General features: G+C 72.0%; 20 protein-coding genes and 1 pseudogene. 9 read left to right on the forward strand and 12 right to left on the reverse strand.

What is annotated here, in order from left to right:
* The first annotated feature begins 170 nt into the window (after positions 1 to 170).
* Together BS75_RS01695 and BS75_RS01700 are read left to right on the forward strand one after the other, a co-directional pair.
* On the forward strand, positions 171 to 1,706 hold the full coding sequence (locus BS75_RS01695; protein WP_231607650.1) for an APC family permease: 1,536 nt from the start codon (positions 171 to 173) through the stop codon (positions 1,704 to 1,706).
* Positions 1,707 to 1,777: 71 nt separating this feature from the next.
* The gene (locus BS75_RS01700; protein ID WP_034086905.1) at positions 1,778 to 2,668 is read left to right on the forward strand and encodes a carbon-nitrogen hydrolase family protein; all 891 of its coding nucleotides are present in this window, start codon (positions 1,778 to 1,780) and stop codon (positions 2,666 to 2,668) included.
* Here BS75_RS01700 and BS75_RS01705 read toward each other — a convergent pair.
* A complete protein-coding gene (locus BS75_RS01705) occupies positions 2,665 to 3,540 on the reverse strand; it encodes a patatin-like phospholipase family protein (RefSeq protein ID WP_169790807.1) in 876 nt (291 codons plus the stop codon). The two genes, BS75_RS01700 and BS75_RS01705, sit on opposite strands and share 4 nt — an antisense overlap.
* Positions 3,541 to 3,625: 85 nt before the next feature.
* On the opposite strand from BS75_RS01705, the gene BS75_RS01710 reads away from it, so the two are divergent.
* Both BS75_RS01710 and BS75_RS01715 read left to right on the forward strand, forming a co-directional pair.
* Entirely contained in the window at positions 3,626 to 4,186 is a 561-nt protein-coding gene (locus BS75_RS01710; RefSeq protein WP_034086906.1) for a TetR/AcrR family transcriptional regulator, read from the forward strand.
* 153 nt (positions 4,187 to 4,339) lie between these two features.
* Positions 4,340 to 5,602 carry a cytochrome P450 family protein gene (locus tag BS75_RS01715; RefSeq protein ID WP_042440089.1) on the forward strand — a complete coding sequence of 421 codons (1,263 nt, stop codon included), beginning with the start codon at positions 4,340 to 4,342 and terminating at the stop codon, positions 5,600 to 5,602.
* Here BS75_RS01715 and BS75_RS01720 read toward each other — a convergent pair.
* The 7 genes from BS75_RS01720 to BS75_RS01750 all read right to left on the reverse strand — a co-directional run bounded on the left by BS75_RS01720 (position 5,599) and on the right by BS75_RS01750 (position 13,004).
* The gene (locus BS75_RS01720; RefSeq protein WP_052069104.1) at positions 5,599 to 6,765 is read right to left on the reverse strand and encodes a nucleoside hydrolase; all 1,167 of its coding nucleotides are present in this window, start codon (positions 6,763 to 6,765) and stop codon (positions 5,599 to 5,601) included. The two genes, BS75_RS01715 and BS75_RS01720, sit on opposite strands and share 4 nt — an antisense overlap.
* A 110-nt stretch (positions 6,766 to 6,875) precedes the next feature.
* Positions 6,876 to 7,895, reverse strand: coding sequence for an ABC transporter permease (locus BS75_RS01725; RefSeq protein WP_081982044.1), 1,020 nt, complete (start codon positions 7,893 to 7,895; stop codon positions 6,876 to 6,878).
* Positions 7,892 to 9,442, reverse strand: coding sequence for a sugar ABC transporter ATP-binding protein (locus BS75_RS01730; protein WP_042440090.1), 1,551 nt, complete (start codon positions 9,440 to 9,442; stop codon positions 7,892 to 7,894). The genes BS75_RS01725 and BS75_RS01730 overlap by 4 nt, the downstream gene beginning before the upstream one ends.
* Positions 9,442 to 10,440: a substrate-binding domain-containing protein gene (locus tag BS75_RS01735; protein ID WP_042440092.1), complete on the reverse strand. Its 999-nt coding sequence runs from the start codon at positions 10,438 to 10,440 to the stop codon at positions 9,442 to 9,444. Before BS75_RS01735 ends, BS75_RS01730 begins: the two co-directional genes overlap by 1 nt.
* A gap of 122 nt (positions 10,441 to 10,562) precedes the next feature.
* Positions 10,563 to 10,949 (reverse strand): D-ribose pyranase, encoded by a 387-nt coding sequence (gene rbsD, locus BS75_RS01740; protein ID WP_034086907.1) that lies wholly within the window; start codon positions 10,947 to 10,949, stop codon positions 10,563 to 10,565.
* Complete coding sequence (locus tag BS75_RS01745; RefSeq protein ID WP_034086908.1) at positions 10,939 to 11,892, reverse strand: ribokinase; 954 nt, start codon at positions 11,890 to 11,892, stop codon at positions 10,939 to 10,941. Before BS75_RS01745 ends, rbsD begins: the two co-directional genes overlap by 11 nt.
* Positions 11,889 to 13,004, reverse strand: coding sequence for a LacI family DNA-binding transcriptional regulator (locus BS75_RS01750; protein WP_081982045.1), 1,116 nt, complete (start codon positions 13,002 to 13,004; stop codon positions 11,889 to 11,891). The genes BS75_RS01745 and BS75_RS01750 overlap by 4 nt, the downstream gene beginning before the upstream one ends.
* 357 nt (positions 13,005 to 13,361) lie before the next feature.
* Here BS75_RS01750 and BS75_RS01755 point away from each other — a divergent pair, with 357 nt between their 5' ends.
* Positions 13,362 to 15,575, forward strand: a complete 2,214-nt coding sequence (locus tag BS75_RS01755) for an MMPL family transporter (RefSeq protein WP_034086909.1) — start codon at positions 13,362 to 13,364, stop codon at positions 15,573 to 15,575.
* Positions 15,576 to 15,792: 217 nt separating this feature from the next.
* Positions 15,793 to 16,533, forward strand: a complete 741-nt coding sequence (locus BS75_RS01760) for an aquaporin (RefSeq protein ID WP_042440093.1) — start codon at positions 15,793 to 15,795, stop codon at positions 16,531 to 16,533.
* 12 nt (positions 16,534 to 16,545) lie between these two features.
* Here BS75_RS01760 and BS75_RS01765 read toward each other — a convergent pair whose 3' ends face one another.
* Positions 16,546 to 17,001 carry a DUF5990 family protein gene (locus tag BS75_RS01765; protein WP_034086910.1) on the reverse strand — a complete coding sequence of 152 codons (456 nt, stop codon included), beginning with the start codon at positions 16,999 to 17,001 and terminating at the stop codon, positions 16,546 to 16,548.
* Positions 17,002 to 17,093: 92 nt separating this feature from the next.
* A complete protein-coding gene (gene nicT, locus BS75_RS01770) occupies positions 17,094 to 18,236 on the reverse strand; it encodes a Nickel transporter NicT (protein ID WP_042440094.1) in 1,143 nt (380 codons plus the stop codon).
* 318 nt (positions 18,237 to 18,554) lie between these two features.
* Between nicT and BS75_RS01775 the strand changes: the two genes are divergently transcribed.
* Positions 18,555 to 18,950 carry an ArsR/SmtB family transcription factor gene (locus tag BS75_RS01775; RefSeq protein ID WP_042440096.1) on the forward strand — a complete coding sequence of 132 codons (396 nt, stop codon included), beginning with the start codon at positions 18,555 to 18,557 and terminating at the stop codon, positions 18,948 to 18,950.
* A 55-nt stretch (positions 18,951 to 19,005) separates the two neighbouring features.
* Here BS75_RS01775 and BS75_RS01780 read toward each other — a convergent pair whose 3' ends face one another.
* The gene (locus BS75_RS01780; protein WP_034086911.1) at positions 19,006 to 19,479 is read right to left on the reverse strand and encodes a hypothetical protein; all 474 of its coding nucleotides are present in this window, start codon (positions 19,477 to 19,479) and stop codon (positions 19,006 to 19,008) included.
* A gap of 284 nt (positions 19,480 to 19,763) precedes the next feature.
* On the opposite strand from BS75_RS01780, the gene bla reads away from it, so the two are divergent.
* Positions 19,764 to 20,672, forward strand: coding sequence for a class A beta-lactamase (bla, locus tag BS75_RS01785; RefSeq protein ID WP_042440098.1), 909 nt, complete (start codon positions 19,764 to 19,766; stop codon positions 20,670 to 20,672).
* 34 nt (positions 20,673 to 20,706) lie between these two features.
* Here bla and BS75_RS01790 read toward each other — a convergent pair whose 3' ends face one another.
* A complete protein-coding gene (locus BS75_RS01790; RefSeq protein ID WP_231607651.1) occupies positions 20,707 to 21,084 on the reverse strand; it encodes a DUF4190 domain-containing protein in 378 nt (125 codons plus the stop codon).
* A 380-nt stretch (positions 21,085 to 21,464) separates the two neighbouring features.
* Between BS75_RS01790 and BS75_RS47655 the strand changes: the two are divergent.
* Positions 21,465 to 21,539, forward strand: a pseudogene (locus BS75_RS47655) (DNA-binding response regulator); the annotation flags it as partial.
* Positions 21,540 to 21,560: the final 21 nt, after the last annotated feature.

The following is a 21,560-nucleotide window of genomic DNA, read 5'->3' on the forward strand; positions in this document are numbered from 1 at the left end:
CTCGAAACCGGCTGTGCACATACCGCCCCTCCCGCCGGAAGCAGGCCCTCCGCCCCATGGTTCACCTGCATCCATCTTTAACGTCTACGGGCAGAACCCTTGACGGAACGGACAACAGACTCTTAAATCTGCATTTAACACTAACAGCAGGCCCGATCCAGGGAGCGCCCGTGAGCACGAACCCGCCCGCCGTCGACGACAGGGCGAGACCAACCGGCCCGCCCCCTGCCCTCGCCTCCGGAGCCGTCTCCGCCACGGTCGGCAAGGGGCTGCGTCCCGACTCCGTCGGGCTGTTCACGATGATCTCCCTGGGACTGGCCTCCGTGGCTCCCGCCTACAGCCTCACCGTCACCCTCGGCCTGGTGGTCGCGATCGTCGGAGTGCAGGCGCCCGCCGCGCTCCTGGTCGGTTTCGTCCCGATCCTGTGCACCTCCTTCGCCTATCGCGAGCAGAACCGGGTGATGCCCGACTGCGGCACCAACTTCGTCTGGATCACCCGGTCCTTCGGTCCCTGGGCCGGCTGGCTGGCCGGGAACTGGGTGCCCCAGATCGCCACGGCGATCGCCATGACCGCGCTCGGCAGCATCGGCGCCACCAATCTGCTCAGCCTGGTCGGCCTCGACGCCTGGGCCGGGCAGACGCTGCCGACGACACTGGTGGCGGTCGGACTGATCGCCCTGGTCACCGCGGTCTCCTACCGCGGGGTACAGCTGTCCGCCCGGGTGCAGAACGCCATGCTGGTGGTCCAACTGGTCGCGCTGCTCGGCTTCGCAGCCATCGCCCTGGGCCGCGGCCACGCCGCGACACCGTCCCTGAGCTGGCTCGACCCCCTGGCGATCCACAGCGCGAAGGGGTTCACCGAGGCCGTCCTGCTGTGCCTCTTCATCTACTGGGGCTGGGACGCCGCCCTGGCCGTGAACGAGGAGGCCAAGGACCGCAGCCGCACCCCCGGCCGCGCCGCGGTGCTCTCCACCCTGATCCTGCTGGGCACCTACGTCTTCACCGCGGTCGCCGCGATCAGCTTCGCCGGCGCCGGCACCACCGGTGCGGGGCTGGCCGACCCGAGCAACTCGGCGGACGTCCTCACCGCCCTGGCCGGCCCGGTCCTCGGCAGCGCCGCCGCCAAGCTCGTCACCTTCGCCATCTGCATCTCCACCGTCAGTGCCCTGCTCACCTGCGTGGTGTCCACCGCCCGGCCCAACGTCTCGGTCTCCGCCCACGGCGCGCAGCCGGCGGTCTTCGGCCGGATCCATCCCCGGTACCAGACCCCGACCTTCGCCACCGTCTTCTCCGGCGCCTCGGCGTCAGTGCTCCTGGTCGTCCTCACCTTCGCCTCCTCCCGGTTCCTCGGCGACGCGATCCTGTCCACCAGCCTGCTGATCGCGTTCTACTACGGCACCACCGCCCTGTCCTGCACCTGGCACTTCCGCCACGAGCTGCGCAACTCAGTACGCGACCTGCTGGTCAAGGGGGTCCTGCCGGCCGCCGGCGGCATCATGATGCTCGCGGCCTTCGGCTACAGCGCCTACCAGACCGTCGCCCCCGACTACGGCAGCACCTCGATCGACGGCGTCGGCGGCGTGTTCCTGCTCGGCATCGGCTCCATCGTGCTGGGCCTGGCCGTCATCGCGGTGCTGCGGCTCCGCTACCCGGACTTCTTCCGCCACGGCCGCAGCACCATCACCGACTTCGTCGTCGAGGACTGACACACCGAACACCGCAGCGCCGCAATACCGCAGCACCGCAGACCGATCGAACAGAGAGACCGAGCAACCGTATGCGAACCCTCGCCATCGCCGCCGTCCAGACCTCCCCGGTGCCCTTCGACCCGGAGGCCAGCTGGCAGCGCTTCGCCACCCAGGCGCGCGCCGTCCGGGAGCTGTTCCCGCACGTCCAACTGCTGGTCGTGCCGGAGCTGCTGCTCATGGCCGAGGGGCCGCTGCTGGCCGACGCCCCCGCCGACTGGATGGAGCGGACGGCCGAGACGATCCCGGGCCCGCTGACCGACCGGATCTGCGCGCTGGCGGCGGAGACCGGCCTGTGGCTGATCCCGGGCAGCATCTTCGAGCGCGCCGGGGACGGGAACATCTACAACACCGCCCTGGCCGTCTCCCCGCAGGGGGAGATCGTCGCCCGCTACCGCAAGGTCTTCCCCTGGCAGCCCTACGAACAGGCCGCCCCCGGAAGCGAGTTCGTGGTCTTCGACATGCCGGGGGTCGGCCGCGTGGGGCTGGCCATCTGCTACGACGGCTCCTTCCCCGAGACCATGCGCCAACTGGCCTGGCTCGGAGCCGAGGTCGTCATCCAGCCCACCCTCACCACCACCCGGGACCGGGAGATGGAGCTGGTCTGCGCCCGCGCCAACGCCTGGACCAACCAGCTCTACGTGGTCAACGTCAACGCCGCCGACCCGGCCGGCGTCGGCGCCAGCGCCGTCGTCGATCCGGAAGGCATCGTCCGCCAGCAGGCCGGAACCGGCGAGGAGGTCCTGGTGGACGTCCTGGACCTGGACACCGTCACCCGGGTGCGCCGCTACGGCTCGGCCGGGATCAACCGCCCCTGGGAGCAACTGGCCCGCTACGGCGAGAAGATAGAACTGCCGATGTACGGCGGCGGGACCTTCCGCACGCCGGACTGGCTCAAGGACGCGGATTCCCGGGGCCTTTAGCGGTCCCGCCGACCGGCGTGGGGTCGGTCCGCCCCGGCCTCGCTCCGCCAGCTGGAACGGAGTTGCGCGCCGAGGTCGCCGGCCTGGCGGAGCCCCGCCAGGTAGGCCGGCTCCCAGGCCGTCGGATCGCCCAGGTCCGGACCGAAGGCGCGCGCCGAGGCCGGATCGGGGCCGACGGTCACCACGGTGTCCGCCCCCACCGCCGCCAACTGCTGGTCGAGGGCCTCACGGGGAAACAGGTGTGCCATCGGCTCGACCACGACCAGCGTGCGGGCTCCGGCCGCCAGATCGGCGTTGGCGCCCGCCCGCAGCGCACCGTCCATGTACCGTCGGCCGTCGACGGCGACGGGGGGCGCGGCCCCGGGGAAGGCGCTGCTCGCCGCCACCGCGTGCACCAGGGGCACGCCGCTGTCGCGCTCCCACACCACCGGCTCACCGGTGGTCGCGTCCACGGCGATGATCATCAGTCGCCGCTCCGGCCACTCGTCCGCGCCGATCAGGGCGCCACGCCCGGCGATCAGCGCCGCATCGGCCCGGGGGTCGGTGCCTTCGAGTGCGAGCCGGCCGACGCGACGCCTGGCCTCGCCGGGTTCCAGGCTGCGGTCGCCGAGCACCGCGAAGACCGCGCCCGCCCGCGCCGGGTCGACCTCGATCCGGTGAGCGGACTGGCGAGCCGGAGCCGCGAGCCGCCCCGGGTCCTGGCCGGTGGCGAGCAGCGTGCCGACGATCGCGCCGGCCGACGTGCCGACGATCAGGTCGGCCTCGCCCAGATCCACGCCGTCGCGGCGCAGCCCGTGGGCCAGACCGGCCATCCAGGCCGTGCCGACATGACCTCCGGGGCCCAGGACGAGTGCTCGGTCGATGGTGTGCATCGTGCCCTCCCTCATTATTGAAACAGTCGTACCATATACTCGCCAACGCACGTTCCGGTTCCGAATTCCCGAGAGGAGATCCACCGTGGGGCGACCCGCAGATCCCGCCCGGCGCGAGCGCACCCTGGCGCGGGCGACCGACTACGTGCTGGCGCACGGCCTGGCCGGACTGAGCCTGCGCCCACTGGCCGCGGCCCTCGACACCAGCCCCCGGATGCTGCTCTACGACTTCGGCAGCAAGCAGGAGTTGGTCGCGACGGTCCTCGCCGAGGCCCGCCGCCGGGGTGCGGTTCGGCTGGCCGAGCACCTTCCGCCGACGACCGGCACCGTGCAGGAGCGGCTGCGCGGCATCTGGGCGTGGATGAGCGCGGACGAGCGGGCGCCGTTCGTCCGACTGTTCTTCGAGGTGCACGCCGACGGGCTGGTCCACCCCGAGAACTACCCCGACCAGGGCCAGGCGATCACGGACTGGTTCGACACCCTCGGCGCCACCTTCCACGACGTCACCGACGGTCCCGACGACACCGTCACGCCCACACTGGTCATGGCCGTGGTCCGGGGCCTGCTGTTCGATCTCACCACCACCGGCGACCGCCGCCGCACCGATCGTGCGCTGGACCGCTTCGCCGAGCTCCTCGCTCGGTGAAGGCGCCGGCGACCGGCGACGCCGGGTCGCCCGGGCTGCCCCGGCAGCAGGCCAACCTCGGTGCGGTGGGAGGATACTGACGGACGACCAGCTCGTTCGGCGGTCCCCGCGCTTCCTGCGGTTCCCGCTCTCCCGCTGCTTCGGAGGCCTGTCATGACCGGCGGCACACCCCGCGCCTCGACCCCGTCCCCGGCCTACCCGCTGGACGCGCGCGGCACCGACCAGCACGCGGAGAACGCCGCCCTGCGCGCCCTCGGGCCGGTCGCCCTGGTGGAACTGCCGGGCGGGGTCACCGCCTGGGCCGTCACCGGCCACGCCGAGCTGCAGTCGCTGCTCGCCGACCCCCGGATCGCCAAGGACCCGCGCCACTGGGGCGCGATGCGCGAGGGCCGCGTCCCCCGGGACTGGCCGCTGCTCGCCATGGTCACCGTCCCCGGCATGACCACCGCCGACGGCGACGACCACCGCCGGCTGCGCTCCCTGGTCAGCAGGGGCTTCACGCCGCGCCGGGTCGAGGCGCTGCGCCCGCACGTGGAATCCACCGTCGCCGAGCTCCTGGACCGGCTGGCCGGCCTCGCGCCCGGGCCGGTGGACTTCCGTGAGCTCTTCGCCTACCCGCTGCCGATGCGGGTGATCGGCGACCTCCTCGGCGTGCCGCAGGACGCGCGGGACACCCTCCACCTCCACTCCATGACGGTGGTCAGCAGCTCCGCCACGCCCGAGCAGTCCCTGGCCGCCTACCGCGGCCTGACCGAGCTGCTGGGCGGGGTCGCCGCCGCCAAGCGCGCCCGGCCGGGCGACGACCTGACCAGCGACCTGATCGCCGTCCGCGAGGCCGACGACCGGCTCTCCGAGCAGGAGCTCGTCGGCACGATGATCCTGATGCTGGTCGCGGGCCACGGCACCACCCTCAACCTGCTCACCAACGCGGTACGGGCGCTCTCGGCCGACCCGGCGCAGCGGGATCTGGCCCGGTCGAGGGCGGTGCCCTGGTCAGCGGTGGTCGAGGAGACCCTGCGCTACGACTCGCCGGTGGCGAACTTCCCCATGCGCTACGCCCTGGAGGACATCGCGATCGCAGGCGTGGTGATCCGCCGGGGCGAGGCCGTCCTGGCCTCCTACGCCGCGGCCGGACGCGATCCGCGCCAGTACGCCGACGCGGACCGCTTCGATCTCACCCGCACACCCAACCGGCACCTGTCGCTGGGCCACGGACTGCACTACTGCGTCGGCGCGCCACTGGCCCGGCTGGAGGCGGGCATCGCGCTGCGCGCCCTCTACCAGCGGTTCCCCCAGCTCACAGCGGTCCACGACACCGAGCCCGTGCCCTCCTTCGTGAGCAACAGCGTGGCCGCGCTGCCCGTGCACCTGGGCCCGGAGACGCGGTCGGCAGCGGCGACGGCCGGGTGGCGCTAATTGGCGATTCCGGCGACGTACTCGTTCCAGAACCTGGGAATGTCGATCGACTGCACGATCGTGGCCCGCTGGGTCCCGACCGGGTTGTTCGGCGGGGAGTACTCGTCCAGGTCGTAGGCGACGGCCCGGCCGTAGTCGGGACCGTCGACGTCGTCCACGTCGACATAGCTGACCTGCTGACGGGTGACCAGGGACGGGTCGAGCAGGACCGCCGCCGCGATGGAGTCCCAGACCGGGGTGGTGTAGCCCGGGTCCTTGGCGAAGGTCGGGCCCTGGAGTGCCTCGAACTCGCGCTTCACCGGGTTCGGCGCGCCGGCCACCACCCGTTGGTACAGCGGCTTGGAGTAGACGACCTGCGTGCACAGCTCGTTGGGCACGATGGTCTGCTTGGCGAAGGGCTGGCGCAGCACGATCTTGGCGGCCTCCGGGTCGAACCAGAAGTTGAACTCGGCGGCCGGGCCGATGTTGCCGGGTGCGGTGAAGGCTCCGCCCATGTAGACGACCTGCTTGATCAGCGGCACGATCTCGGGGTGGTCGCTGACGGCGATGGCGAGGTTGGTCAGCGGGCCGATCTCCAGCAGGGTGACCTGGTGCGGGTGCGCCTCGACCTGGTGGACGATGAAGTCGGCGCCCGAGGTGTCGGCCAACGGGGCCGCCGCGGCGTAGCCGCCGTAGGGCGGTTGCGGCAGGGTGCGGTAGGAGCTGGGACGGGGCCCCTCGAAGGCCCCGGTCCAGGGCGCGGTGCCGTAGAGCGCGTCGTCCCCGACCAGCCGCTGTTCCCGGTCCGGCATCAGCGGGAGCGCGGCGCCCTCGACGACCGGGATGTCGCTGCGCCCGATCAGCTGCAGCTGGCTGAGTGCGTAGGCGGTACCCGCCTCGGTCCAGGTGTTCCCGGAGACCGTGACCACGCCGAGCAGGTCGACCTGGCGGTGTCTGGCCAGCAGGAACAGGGCCTGGGCGTCGTCGTTGAGCTCGCCCATGTCGGTGTCCAGGACGACCATGGGGGCGTCGGCGGAGGCCGGCCGGGCCGTCGTGCGGGCTGCGCCCGCTGCCGTGGGGGTCGCGGCGGGCGCCGGGGCGGGGCTCGCGGCCTGTGCGGCGGTGATGCCGCCACCGGCCAGGACGAACGCGGTGCAGACAGCGGCGATCTTGGTTCGGGACATGCTGGCTCTCCTGGGTGGGAAGGGGCGTGTCGGGGCGTGTCGGGAGCGGGACCTGTCCGACCGAGCCGGACAGGTCCCCTTCCGGCCAGAGGTGTTGCTTCGGGATCCGCTCAGCCGTGGGCGGCGAGCCTGGCTGCGAGGCGGGCGCGGTAGTGGTCGACGATCACCGCGATCATGATCACCGCACCGGTGATGATCTCGCTCTCGAACTCGGAGATGCCCATCAGCAGCAGGCCGTTGGTCAGCACGCCGAGCAGGCAGGCGCCGAGCACGGTGCCGATCATCGAGCCCTTGCCGCCGTTCAGCGAGGCCCCGCCGATCACCACGGCGGCGATGGCGTTCAGTTCGTAGCCTTCGCCGATGGTCGGGTCGGCGATGTTCAGCCGCGCCATGTAGGTGACGGCCGCGATTCCGACACAGAGTCCACTGATGACGAAGACCGACATCTTCACCAGCGAGGTGCGGTGCCCGGAGAGCCTGACCGCCTCCTCGTTGTTGCCGATTGCGAAGATCATCCGGCCGTAGACGGTGCGGGTCAGCACGAAGTGGCCGACCGCCACCATCGCCAGCGCGATCCAGAACAGGATCGGCACGCCCAGCAGGGTGATCGTGCCGAAGTCGTCGAAGGACTGCGGGAAGGTGTAGTAGGTCTTCGCGTTGGTGTACTGCAGCGCCGCGCCCCGGGCCACGTTGAGCATGCCGAGGGTGACGATGAAGGACGGCACCCGCCAGCGCTCCGAGACGAAGCCGTTGACCAGGCCGCAGGCCATCCCGACGACGATCGAGAGCACCACCGTCAGCAGGATGGCGACCGGCGCGGAGAGCGAGGACGAGGCGAGCACCCGCCCGGACACCACTGCGCAGAGGGCGATGACCGAACCGACCGAGAGGTCGATCCCGCCGACCAGGATGACGAAGGTCATCCCCACCGCCAGCATGGTGTTCAGGGTGATCTCGGTGGCGATGTCGGACAGGTTGCCGGCCGAGGCGAAGTGCGGTGCGAAGGCCGCGAACACGGCCAGCAGCACCAGCAGCGCGACGCCGGTGCCGGCCTCGCCCATCACCGTGCGCAGCAGGCCCGAGCCGGTTCGGCCGCTACGGGCGGTGCGGTCCAGGGTTTCTGTGGTCATGAGGATGTTCCTGAACTGGTGGGGACGGGGTCGGCGGCGGAGGCCGCCGCGGTGTAGCCGGAGTAGGCGAGCTCCAGGATCCGGGTGCTGTCGAAATCCGCCCGGACCACCTCGCCGGCGATCCCGCCGCGGGAGAAGACCAGGATCCGGTCGCAGATGCCCAGCAGCTCCGGGAGGTCGGAGGAGACCACCAGCAGCGCCTTGCCCTGGTCGGCCAGCTCGATCAGCAGTTGGTGGATCTCGTAGCGTGCCCCGACGTCGATGCCCCGGGTGGGCTCGTCGACCACCAGCACATCGGAGTCCGCCAGCAGCCAGCGGCCCAGCAGGACCTTCTGCTGGTTGCCGCCGGAGAGGGTGCGTACCGGGGTGGCGGTGTCGGGGGTCTTGGTGCGCAGCCGGGCGGCCATCCGGGCGGCCAACTGCTGCTCCGCCGCCCGGCGGAGCAGCCCGAAGCGCGAGACCAGCTGCGGTGTGGCCAGGGTGGTGTTGGCCGCCACCGAGAGGTCCAGCACCAGGCCCTGGGCCTTGCGGTCCTCGGTCAGCAGGCCGATGCCGTGCCGGACGCTGTCGCGCGGCGAGCGCAGTCGCACCTCCTTGCCGCGCAGCAGCACCCGGCCGGCCGTGGGCCGGTCCGCCCCGAACAGCGCGCGGACCGCCTCCGTCCGCCCCGAGCCGACCAGGCCGGCGATGCCGACGACCTCGCCGGCCCGGAGCGCGAAGTCCAGCGGACGGCCGCCGGGGGGCGTGAGCCCCTCCGCCCGCAGCAGCTCCTCGCCGACGGCCGCGTCACCGCGCGGCGGGTACTCGTCCGCCAGCTCCCGGCCGACCATCAGCCGGATCACCTCCGCGGTGTCCAGTCCGTCCAGGTCGCGGGTCACCACATGGGTGCCGTTGCGGTAGACGGTGACCCGGTCCGCGATCTCGAACACCTCCTCCAGGTGGTGGGAGATGTAGAGGACGGCCACCCCGCGCTCGGTCAGTCGGCGCAGGATGGCGAAGAGCCGGGCCGTCTCACGGGGCGTCAGGGTCGCGGTGGGCTCGTCCATCACCAGGACCCGGCAGTTCTGCCAGAGCGTCTTGGCGATCTCCAGCAGCTGCATCTGGGCGATGCCCAGCCGCTCGACCCTGGTGTCGGGGGCGACTTCCAGGCCGACCTCGGCCAGCAGCTCCGCGGCCCGGCGGTTGAGCTCGCGCCGATCCACCAGGCCGTGGCGGCGCGGCAGGCGCTGGAAGAAGAGGTTCTCGGCGACGGTGAGATTGGGGAGCAGGTTGAGCTCCTGATGGACCACCTGGACCCCGGCCGCCATGGCCTCGGCGGCCGATCCGGGCCGGTAGGGTTCGCCACCCAGGGTGACCGTGCCCTCGTCCGGCGGATGGATCCCGGCGAGCACCCGGACCAGGGTCGACTTGCCCGCGCCGTTCTCGCCGAGCAGCGCGTGCACCTCCCCCGCCCGGAGTTCCAGCTCCACCCCGTTCAGCGCGAGCACTCCGGGGAAGCGCTTGACGATGCCGCTGGCGGAGAGCACCGCCTCGGGTTGACCGGCCATCAGTTGCCGCCTGCGGCCGAGGCGGTGGTGACGACGGAGAAGGGGGTCTTCACCCAACCGGTGTACGTCGCCTTCCCGGCGATCTCGTTCAGGACGTCGTCGATGCCGTCGTCGGCCTGGAGGCCGGCGTTCTGGTTGACGGTGGCGACCACCGAGCCGTCGGCCAGGTAGGTCTGGACCGCGTCGATGTCGTCGAAGGAGGCAATCTTGACCTTGCCGGTCAGGTGCGCCGCGGCGATCGCCTTCTCGGCGCCCAGCGTCATGTCGTCGTTGGAGGAGAGCACGCCCTTGATGTCGGGGTGGGCGGTGAGCATGTCGCTGAGCACGGTGTAGGCGTCGTCGGTGTCCCAGTGGGCGGTGGTGGAGGCCAGCAGGTCCAGGTGCCCCTGCTGGACGGCCTCCATGAAACCGGCGGTGCGCTGCACGGCGTTGGCCGCGCCGGGCTCGCCCTGGAGGATGACGACCTTGCCGCCGCTGCCCAGGTCCTTGGCCAGGACCATCCCCGAGGCGAGGGTCGCCGCGGTGTTGTCGGGGCCGATGAAGGGGATGGCCAGGCCGGCCTGCTTGAGCGCGCCCTGGTCCAGCTGGACGTCGATGTTGACGACCTTCATGCCGGCTGCCACCGCCCGCTTCAGCGGCTCGACCAGGGCACGGGAGTCGGCAGGGGCGATGATCAGGCCGGCCGCGCCCTCGGTGATGCACTTGTTGATCTCGGTGACCTGGTCGTCGACGTCGGTGTCGCTCTGCACGCCGACGGCCTGGAGCACCAGGTCGCCACGCTGCTTGGCGTGGGCGACGGCGGCGGCCTGCATGCCCTGGAAGTACTGGTTGCCGAGCGACTTCATGACCAGGCAGACGGTCGGCTTGCCGCCCTTGGCGACGGCGGAGGCGGCGTTGCTGGACGTCCCCTCGTGGCCGCAGGCGCTGAGGGCGAGGGCGACGGCCGCGCCGGTGAGGGACGCGGCGACGGCGCGGGCACGGGTGCGAGTGATGGACATGGAGGTCCACCTTTCTGGTGTTCGAGGGTGCGCTGGGTGGGTTTTGGACGTGCGGGAGTACCCCGATGGCAAGTCGGGTGGCTGGTGGTGGAACGGCAGTGCGGGCGCCCGGGGGCGAAGGGCTAGAAGGGGACGCCGGCGATCAGCAGGACGTTGGCGTACGGGGTGGCTTCGCCGGTACGGACGACGGCGGCGGCGCCCCGGGTCAACTCCTTGAAGCGCTCGTGCGGCACGCGGTCCAGCGGGGCCGGGGCGACCATTCCGGCGAGCTCCGCCCGCAGCGGTTCGGCCGCCTCGGCGGCCATCACCGCGCGCTCGACCACGAGCTCGGCGAGCACGGCGCGCAGCACCGGCAGGAAGGGCGGGTCGCCGCGCCGCCAGACCAGGTCGATGCCCGGTACGCCGGGCGGCACCGGCAGGCCCGCGTCGGCGATGACGATGCGGTCGGTGTGGCCGAGCGAGGTGAGCAGGGCCAGCAGGCCCGGATGCCACAGTCCGTCAGCGCGCATGCACGCCTCCCCCGGTGCGGGCGAGCAGCGCGTCGACCTCGGCCGAGGTGGGCAGCGCGGCCTGCGCACCGGCCCGGGTGGTGGCCAGCGCACCGGCGGCGCAGGCCCGGCGAAGCGCCTCCGGCAGGCCCACCCGTGCGCCCAGGGCCAGCGCGAGCTGGGCGCAGAAGGCGTCCCCCGCGCCGACCGCGTCCACCGCGTCCACCCGGAACCCGGGCTCGACCAGGGCCTCCAGCCCCTCGGCCGCAGCGGCTCCGGCCTCGCCGAGGGTGACCACGGCGACGGTGGGGCCCAGTCCGAGCAGCGCCGCCGCGCAGTCGGGCCCGGCCTCGGGCCGGCCGGCGTCCGGGAGCAGCCCGAGCGCCTCGCTCTGGTTGACCACCAGGACATCGACCGAGCGCAGCAGTTCCAGCAGCTCGTCGTCGACCGTCGGCAGCGGTGCCGCGTTGAGCACCGTCAGCACCCCCGCCCGCCGCGCCGTTCGGGCCGCGGCGAGCGCGGTGGCGACCGGGATCTCCAGCTGCAGCAGCAGGACGTCGGCCGGGCCGAGCAGATCGCCGCCGGTGATCCGCTCCAGGACCGGCGCGTCCAGCCGACGGTTGGCGCCGGGCGACAGGGTGATCGCGTTCTCCCCGTCGTGCTGGACCACGATCAGGGCCACCCCCGAACTGCTGTCCGGCAGGGTGCCGACGGCGCGGTCGTCCACCCCCTCGCTGACCAGCCGGGCCCGGAGTTCGGTACCGAAGGCGTCGTCACCGAGCAGCCCGACCATCCGAACGCGCGCGCCGAGCCGGGAGGCGGCGACCGCCTGGTTGGCCCCCTTGCCCCCGGCGTCGCGGACGGCGTCCTCGCCCGACACCGTCTCCCCCGGGGTCGGCAGTCTCCGGACCCGGACCGAGAGGTCCATGTTGAGGCTGCCGACTACGGCGAGTTGTGTGCTCATTGTTCTGCTCCGTGTTCGTGGTGCTGGTGGTTCGCAGGTTCCGGCGTCGTCGGGTGGGGTTCGGCCTCCTCCGGGCAGCCGCAGGAGCGGCGGGGGGCCAACCGGACCGGCAGCACGTCCCTGGTGGGCTCCTGGTCCGGGTCGCGCATCCGGGCGGTGAGCCGCTCGTAGCCGACCCGGCTGAGCTCGTCGAAGGGCTGGGACATGGTGGAGAGGGAGGGCGTGGTGTAGTTGCAGCCGGCGATGCCGTCGAAGGAGACCAGCGACAGGTCCTCGGGGATCCGGCGCCCCAGCTCGGCCGCGGCCCGGATCACCCCGAGGGCCTGCTCGTCCGAGGTGGTGAACAGCGCGTCGACCTTGCGGTCCGCGCCGAGCAGCGCCCGTCCGGCGAGGTAGCCGGCCCGGCGGCCGAAGGCGCCGTGCAGGAGCGGCGCGGCGTCCGGCAGGGCCTCCCAGCCGGTACGGCCGACGGAGCCCGATCCGGCCCGGAGGCCGGCCTCCTCCAGTGCGGCGCGCCAGCCGGCGACCCTGTCGACGGTGGGGTGGATGCCCAGCGGCCCGGCGATGCAGCCGATCCGGCGACGGCCGTGGGCGAGCAGGTGCCGGGTGGCCTCCACGGCCCCGCCCCGGTTGTCGACCAGCACCTGGGACACGCCTGCCCCCTCCAGTTCGCGGTCGAAGACCACGCAGGGCACCCCGGTCCTGGCCAGTTCGTCGCGCCAGGGCCGGTCGCCGTGGGCGGGGACCAGCATCAGTCCGTCGACCTGGCGGTCGAGGAAGGTGCGGATGTAGCCGGCCTCGCGCTCGGCGTCGTCGCCGGCGTTGCCGACCAGCAGTGTGTAGCCGCCGGCCCAGGCCCGGTTCTCCAGCCCTCTGGCCAGTTCGGCGAAGAACGGGTTGGCGCTGTCGGGGACGACCAGGCCCAGGGTCATGGTGTGGCTCATCCGCAGCGAGCGGGCGAGCGCGTTGGGGCGGTAGTCCAACTGCTTGACCGCGGCCAGGACCCGCTCCCGGGTGGCCGGAGCCACACTGCGCGGTCCCCCGTTGAGGACGTAGCTGACGACGGCAGGTGACGTCCCGGCGAGCGCGGCCACCTCCTGACGTGTGGGCACGAGAGTTGCTCCCTTCCTTGGAAACAGCTGGATTCGACCGCTGACCAGCCGCAATACGAGTTGGCAACTCGTGTTGAGCCGGGAGTATGGAAGGCAACCAGGGCAACAGCAAGAGGGCGGCGGCGACCTTTTCCGATCTGTGATGCGAGGGTGCGGCCCATCGGCGGAGCCGGCCGCACCGGCGGGGTGACGCCGGCCGCCCGGTCGGCGCGCCGTCGGCGGGGAAGCCACGTACTGTCTCCTTGACGGCGGGTCAGGGCTGATCTGAGCAGGTCAGCACCGGTCCCCAGGCCGTGAGACGGGCAGGCACGGTCACGTGCACCCCCCATCGATGGTGGCCCTTCCCTGGAGGAGCGCGTGTCCACGTACCTGTACCGGCTGGCCCGTTTCGCGTTCGAGCACCGCCGGCGGATGCTCGCCCTGTGGCTGGTGCTGGCCGTGGCGACGATCGTGATCGCCACCGCCAGCGGCGGCAAGACCAACGACAACTTCACCATTCCCGGGACCGAGTCCCAGCGGGCGGCCGACCTGTTGACGAAGAAGCTGCCCGCGCTCAGCGGCGGCCAGGCCCAGGTGGTGTTCTCCGTCAAGGGCGGGACCGTGCTGACCGGTCCCACCCAGAAGGCCGGGATCGAGGCAGCGGTCGCCGACCTCAGGAAGGTGCCCCAGGTCGTCTCGGTCTCCGACCCCTTCACCGGCAACGCGGTCTCGTCCACCGGGCAGGTGGGCCTGACCAGCGTGCAGTTCTCGGTGCAGCCGACCGACGTCAAGGACTCCACCCTGGACGCGGTCAAGGCGGCGGTGGTCCCCGCCCAGAACGCGGGGGTCGAGGTGAACTACTCCGGCAGTGCCTACCCCGGATGGCGTACCGTGCCCTCCGAGCTTCCCGAGCTGATCGGCATCGTGGTCGCGTTCGTGATCCTGCTGGTCACCTTCGGCGCACTGGTGACGGCCGGACTGCCGATCATCACCGCGGTCATCGGGGTCATCGTCACCCTGATGGGCGTGACCGCCGTCGCGGCTGTGATCAACATCGCCTCGGCCTCGACCACCGTGGCACTGATGCTCGGCCTGTCCTGCGGCATCGACTACGGCGTGTTCATCCTCTACCGGCACCGCAACAACCTGCTCACCGGGATGAGCGTGGAGGACTCGGTGGCGCTGGCCGTGGGCACGGCCGGCAGCTCGGTGGTGTTCGCGGCCCTCACCGTGATCATCGCCCTGTGCGGCCTCTCGGTCGTCGGCATCCCCTTCCTGACCGTGATGGGCCTGGCCGCCGCCGCGGCCGTGCTGGTCGCCCTGCTGATCGCGCTGACCCTGCTGCCGGCCATGCTGGGCTTCGCCGGCCCCAGGATCGCGAAGTTCATCAACTCTCCGCTGCGCCCCGGACACCACGAGGCGGTCGCCCGGACCTCGGCGAACCGGCCGGAGCGCACCTTCGGCGCATCCTGGGCCCGGTTCGTGGTCCGCTACCGGATCCCGGTGCTCGTCCTCGGGGTCGCGCTGCTCGGGGTGCTGGCGATCCCGGCGGCGAGCCTCCAGCTCGGGCTGCCGAGCGGCTCCTCCAAGCCCACCTCCGACACCCAGCGCAAGGCCTACGACCTGACCACCGCCGGCTTCGGCGCGGGCTTCAACGGTCCGCTGCTGGTGGTCGCCGACGGCGTGACCTCCAGCAGCGTCACCGACCAGATGGCGGCCACCCTGCGGCAGCTGCCCGGGGTCGTGAGCGCCACTCCGGTCGCGGCGCAGAACGGGGTCTCGGTGATCAAGGTGATCCCCTCCACCGGGCCGAACGACCCGGCCACCGCGACCCTGGTCCACCGGATCCGCGACGACCGCGGCACCGTCGAGGGCACCACCGGGGCCACCATCCTGGTCGGCGGCACCACCGCGTCCAACATCGACGTCTCCGCGAAGCTCTCCAGCGCCCTGCCGGTGTTCCTGGCGGTGGTCGTCGGACTGGCCTTCATCCTGCTGACCTTCGCCTTCCGGACGATCCTGGTGCCGATCAAGTCCATCATCGGCTTCCTGCTGTCGGTCTCCGCCGCGTTCGGCGCCCAGGTGGCGATGTTCCAGTGGGGCTGGGGCCGGCACGTCTTCGGGGTCACCCCCAGCGAGACGATCAGCTTCCTGCCGATCCTGATGCTCGCCATCATCTTCGGCCTGTCCAGCGACTACGAGGTGTTCGTGGTCTCCCGGATCAAGGAGGACTTCACCCGGACCGGCGACGCGCGGGGCGCGGTGGCGCGCGGGACCGGCCTGTCCGCCCGGGTGGTCACCGCCGCCGCGCTGATCATGTTCTCGATCTTCGTGGCCTTCATGTTCACCACCGACCCCACCATCAAGGCCATCGGTTTCAGCTTCGCCGTGGGCGTCTTCCTGGACGCCTTCGTGGTCCGGCTCGCGCTCGTCCCCGCAACCATGGCCATCGTCCGCGCCAAGCTCTGGTACCACCCCCAGTGGTTCGCCAAGTACATTCCCGACCCCGACATCGAGGGCGAACGGCTCCAGGCGCAGCGGGACGCGGCCATCGCGGCCGCTGCGGCCACCACCGGCCCGGGGCAGGACTGACCGACCGGGCGGACGCCCCTCCGGGGGCTGCGGCTCGGAAGCCGCCGGCAGTGGTGCCGCCGTGGACTCCGGCCCGTCGCGTTTCAACAATCTGTCAACATGGGCCCATGTCGAATCCGGAAATACCGACGCCCCGTCAGTTCGGGGCCCCGCCGTCCGCCGCACCGGCCGGGCCCTCCGTCCTGCACCGGTCCCCCGCGCCCGCCGGGGGGACGATATGACCGCCCCGGTCCCCCTGGCCCGCCGCGCGACCGCCGAGGCGGTCGGCACCGCCGCGCTGGCGGCGATCGTCGTCGGCTCGGGCATCCAGGCCGTCGACCTCTCGCCCGACACCGGCGTGCAACTGCTGGCCAACTCCCTGGCCACCGCGCTGGGACTGGGCGTGCTGATCGCCCTCCTCGCCCCGGTGTCGGGCGCCCACCTCAACCCTGCGGTCACCCTGGCCGCCTGGTGGACCGGCCGCCGCACCGGCGGGGGCCCCGAGCTGCGCGTGGTCGCGGCCTACGTCCCGGCCCAGATCGTCGGCGCGATCGGCGGGACGGTGCTGGCCGACGCCATGTTCGCGGAGCCGCTGGTGAAGTGGTCCACCCACCGGCACGCCGACGGTCACCAACTGCTGGGCGAGGTCGTCGCGACCGCCGGGCTGGTCCTGCTGGCCCTCGGGCTGGCCCGAACCGGCCGCGAGCGGTTGCTGCCGGTGGCGGTCGCCTCCTGGATCGGCGCCGGGTGCTGGTTCACCGCCTCCAGCGGCTTCGTCAATCCGGCCCTCACGATCGGCCGGTCGTTCACCGACACCTGCACCGGCATCGCCCCGGCGTCCGTGCCTCCCTTCGTCGCCGCCCAGCTCGTCGGCGCCGTCGTCGGCCTGACCCTGGCCGCCGCGCTGTTCGGCCGGACCCCCGCGCCGGCCCGGGCCGGCGGCCGGGCAGATCCGATCGCCCAGGAAGTCTCGTACTGAGAGCGGTCGCGGTCAGTCCGCGAGCGGCGCGCTCCAGGCGAGTTCCGTCCAGGCGCAGACCGGATTCCCCTTGGCGTCGGTCATCCGGACCCGCGCCAGCAGGGTGCCGGTCTCCACCGCCGCGGCCATGACCGCCGGCTCCACGCCCGACAGCAGCAGCTTGGCCCGCCGGAACATGGTGAAGCCGCCGTCCGTGCCGACCTCGCCCCACGACAGGTAGACGAAGCGACCGCCCAGCCGGTTCTGGATGTAGCGGCCACGCAGCGTCAGCACGCCGTCGGCGTCGGTGAGGGGCTCGCACTCCAGCTCCCAGGACACCGAGTCCGCGTCACCCGGCTGCACCGCGAGCAACTCGCCCGGCCTGTCCTTGCGTTGCACGGCGACATGGACGTTCCCGGCCCCGGGAAAGTCCGGTCCGGGCCCGCAGTGACGTCCCGGCAGGTCGTAGCCCTCGATCCGCAGCAGCACCCGCCCATCCTCGCACGGCGCAGCCGTCCCGCGACCGCACCGCCCACCGGGGGCCACGCGCTGCGGCGCGTGGCCCCCGGTGTGACGTCGCCTCAGCTCGCGGGCTGGGGCTCCTCCTCCGCGGAGGCGACGCCCGTGCCCCGGTCGAGTCCGGCCTGCCAGCGGGACTCGACCTTGCCGAAGCGCCAGAAGAGCAGCGCGACGATCCAGGTGCCGGCGAACAGGCCGGCGATGACGAAGCCGGCCTTGTTGATGTCGAAGTCGGCCATGAAGTCCCAGAAGGGGCCGCTGAGGTGCATCTCGCTGGTGAGCACGCCCAGCATCTCGATGGTGCCGATCAGGAAGGCGGCGGCGATCGACAGGCCGGTGATGACGAGGTTGTAGTAGACCTTCCGCACCGGCTTGGCGAAGGCCCAGCCGTAGGCGAAGTTCATGAAGCAGCCGTCGAGGGTGTCGAACAGGGTCATGCCGCCGGAGAAGAGCAGCGGCAGGGCGAGCACCGCGTAGAAGGGCAGTCCGGAGGTGGCGGCGTAGGCCGTCGCGGCGAGCAGCACCACCTCGGTGGCGGTGTCGAAGCCGATGCCGAAGACCAGGCCGACGAAGAACATCTGGTAGGTGTGGTTGATCGAGCGCATGAAGCGGCCGAAGAAGCGCCACATCAACCCGCGGGCCTGGAGCTGGCGTTCGAGCTCGTCCTCGTTGAACGTGCCGCGCCGCATGTCGCGGAAGACCTTGAAGATCCCGGCCAGCACGATCAGGTTCAGCGCCGCGATCAGGTAGAGGAAGCCGGCCGAGGTGATCGTGCCGAGCATCCCGCCCAGGGTCTCGTAGGTGGAGTTGGGGTCGACCATCGCGCCGAACACGGCCTTGGCGGCGATGGTGATGCCCACGCCGACGGCGACCACGATCGTGGAGTGGCCCAGCGCGAAGAAGAAGCCGGTGCCCAGCGGGCGCTTCTTTTCCGCCATCAGCTTGCGGGTGACGTTGTCGATCGCGGAGATGTGGTCCGCGTCGAAGGCGTGCCGGGCGCCCAGCGTCCAGGCGGTGAAGGCGACGCCGAGGCCGACGCCGAGCTTGTCGTAGTGGAAGTGGTGCGGCAGCACGGTGAAGATGTAAATGCCCCAGCCGAAGCCGTTGAGGGCCAGGATGACCAGAGCCATCACGCCGAGTCTGGCCCATTCGGACGGATGGAGCGCCTGGGTCACGGTCCGGTACCTGGTGGCGATCGATGACACGGGGCATCCTCCTCGGGATGCTCACAGGTCCGGCGCCCCTCGACCAGCCGTCGCGGCCGGGGGTGGAGCCGCCCTCCTGCGAGACGGGGTTCCATCGGTGCAGCCACAGGCGACCGGACTCGTCCCCTTCGGACACGGTCGACATGCGCCGTGGCTGAGGGGCTTCACCGTTGCGGGACAGTGCCGGATTCACACCGGGCTTCGCTGGAGCTGCGCCGTTCCGACCGTTGTCGGAACGCAGTCATCGTAGGGGCAGCCGGACAACAGCTACAAGCCTGCATAACTAATGAGATGTGTAACATGTGAGACAGTTGTCACATGCATCTCGTGCCGACCGAGCGGGCCCACCTACCGTCCATCGACGACCACCGGGTGTGCGCGGCGATCGCGGCGATCGGCGACCCCGAGCACCTCGCCGCCTGGGCCTCCCGCTTCTCCCTGGTCAGCGATCCGCACCGGCTCGCGCTGCTGCTCGCCATCCGGCAGGCCGGGCCGATCAGCGTCACCGATCTCGCGGTGGCGACCGGGATGAACGCGACCACCGTCTCCCAGGCGCTGCGGCTGCTGAAGACCGCAGGCGTCGTCACCGGCATCCGCGACGGGCGGGTGATCCGCTACCGGTTGACCGACGGCACGATCGGTCAGGTGCTCGCGCTGTCGGCGCCCTCGGGCGAGGGCGTCTCGCCCTGCGAGCCCGGTCCCTTCGGCGAATGACGGCGGGCCGCCGCAGCCCGTGCCTCAGCCGGTTCCGGACGACCCGTCAGACCCGTCAGACCGGACCGGCCGGCAGGGTGTAGCTGATCTGCCGCTGGGCTCCGGCCGGCCTGGCCCCCGGGTAGTCCAGCGTCAGCCGGGTGAAGCGCTCGACCCCCGGGTGCCCGGTCCAGGGCTCGGCCCCGCTGAGCGAGACCACCGCGGGGTAGTCGTGGAAGTGGCCGGCGGCGCAGTAGGGCAGGCAGTCGTTGGCCACGTCGGTGCCGACCGCGCGGGCGCCCTTCGCCCCCCACTGAGACCAGTGCAGCGAGACGAGGTAGTTGTTGCCGTCCCCGCAGGCGAGCAGGTAGGTGGCGGGACGCGTCCCGGCCTCGCCCACGCAGCCGAGGACGACCGGCCCGGTCCGGCTCACCTGGTGGACCGCGGTCGGCGTGGCCGCGAACGAGGTGGCGGGCGCTCCGACGGCGACCACGGGAATTGCGGAGCCGACGCAGGCCAGGACCGCTGCCGTCCAACCGAGACGATTCATCTGCCGCTCCCTTGGCGCCGTTCCTCGCTGCACGACAGCCGCTGTGGTACGGACAAAAGGGGCGTCTGCCGCAGGTCCACGCTACGACTGCGAGGGACGTGACGCCAGTGCCTTTCGTGGCCCGATCTGTCGCCGCGAGTCACGCTCCCGCTCGGGGAGGTCGCGGCGGTTCGGACGCGGACGGGCCGTTTCGGCCGAGCCTGCTCCGTGTACCGGAGATCGTCTCTCTCGCTAGGGTGAAGGCCGTTGCCCGTTGGTACCGCACACCTCGAAGGAGCATGGTCATGGAATTGCGTCCGAGCCGGCGCGGCGTTCTCGTCGGGGCTGCCGGCACCGCTCTCACCGTCGTCCTCCCCAGCGGGGGAAGGGCCTTCGCGCAGGGCGCCGACGGCGAGGGGATCACCGCCCGGCTGCGCGCTCTCGAACGGGCGCACTCCGCCCGGCTGGGGGTCTTCGCGGCCGATACGGTCACCGGCAGGACCGTGGGCTACCGCGCGGACGAGCTGTTCGCGATGTGCTCCACCTCCAAGACCGTCACCGTCGCCGCGATCCTGCGGGACCTCGACCGGGACGGCCGGTTCCTCGCCGAGCGCGTCCGCTACACGGAGCAGGACGTCACCGGGTCGGGGTATGCGCCGATCACCGGCCTGCCCGGGAACCTCGCCCACGGCATGACCGTCGCCGACCTGTGCGCGGCCGCCATCGAGTACAGCGACAACACCGCAGCCAATCTGCTGCTGCGCGAGATCGGTGGTCCGCCCGCGTTCACCCGCTTCTGCCGTTCCATCGGCGACGGGGTGACCCGGCTCGACCGCTGGGAGCCCGCGCTGAACTCGGCGGAGCCGGGGCGGGTCACCGACACCACCAGCCCCCGTGCCATCGGCCGGACCTACGCCCGGCTCGTCCTGGGAGACGTGCTCGGGGCGCGGCACCGCGAGCGGCTGACCGGATGGCTGCTCGCCGACACGACCAGCGGCAACCGCTTCCGCGCGGGACTGCCCAAGGACTGGACCCTCGCGGACAAGACCGGCACCGGCGGTTACGGCACCGCCAACGACGTGGGCATCGCCTGGCCCCCCGGCCGGGGACCGGTCGTGCTGTCCGTGCTGACCACCAAGCACGTCTCCACCGCCCCCGCCGACGAACCGCTGGTCGCCGAGGCCGCCGCACTGCTGGCAGCGGCACTCGGCTGACCGGCGCCCCGAGCGGGACCGGGCCGGTGGAGCCTCACCCGGCGGAGAACAGCCGGCTGACGCACTGCTGGTACTGGTGCAGGTGGTGGAAGTGGTAGCAGCTCGCCGTCCGGTGGCCGTACCAGAGCAGGAACACGGCGACCAGGACGGACACCACGATCGCGAGCGCCGACGTCACCACGGCGGTGACGGCCCGGTCCCGGCCGAGGCCGGTCCGCCTGGACCGGGCCAGGGCGACACTGCCCAGGATCAGACCGGCGACCCCGATCACTCCGCCGACGACGAGGATCGAGGTGCTCAGCGCGATCGCTCCCAGCACCAGGGCGACCGCGGACAGGCCGGGCCGACCGGTCGGCGGCCGCACCGCCGGTGCTGTCCGGCTCGGCGGCATCTCTGTCCCTGTCGTGTACATCGGTGGTCCTCTCGTTGACCGGTATCTGGGCATGATCCTGGTCTCCGGGGGCCGGGAGGCACATCGCGCGGGGGCGGGAAGAACTCCTCCCCCGATCGGGGGAGGACCCCGCTGAGCTGCCCGGTCATACTTACGATCATGTTCAGGAGACTCCGGCCGCTGCTGCGCGGCGATCCTCCAGGAGGCGCTCACCAACGCGCTGCGGCACGGGAGCGGCGGTCCGATCGAGGTCCGGGTCGCGGCCGCGCCGGACCGGCTGGAGCTCGGCGTGGTCAACCGGACCACGCCCGGCACGGGCACGGGCACGAGGGCCTTCCCGACCTCCGGACACGGCCTGCCCGGCCTGGCCGAGCGGGTGCGGCTGCTGCACGGTGAGATCGCTGGGCGCGCAGAACCGGACCCACGCGGTGGTGATCGCCTACGAGTCCGGCCTGGGGGTGCCGGGGTTCGCCGGCAGACCGGGCGCGGACCCGGAC

The sequence above is a fragment of the Streptacidiphilus albus JL83 genome (genome assembly GCF_000744705.1).
Classification (GTDB): Bacteria; Actinomycetota; Actinomycetes; order Streptomycetales; family Streptomycetaceae; genus Streptacidiphilus; species Streptacidiphilus albus.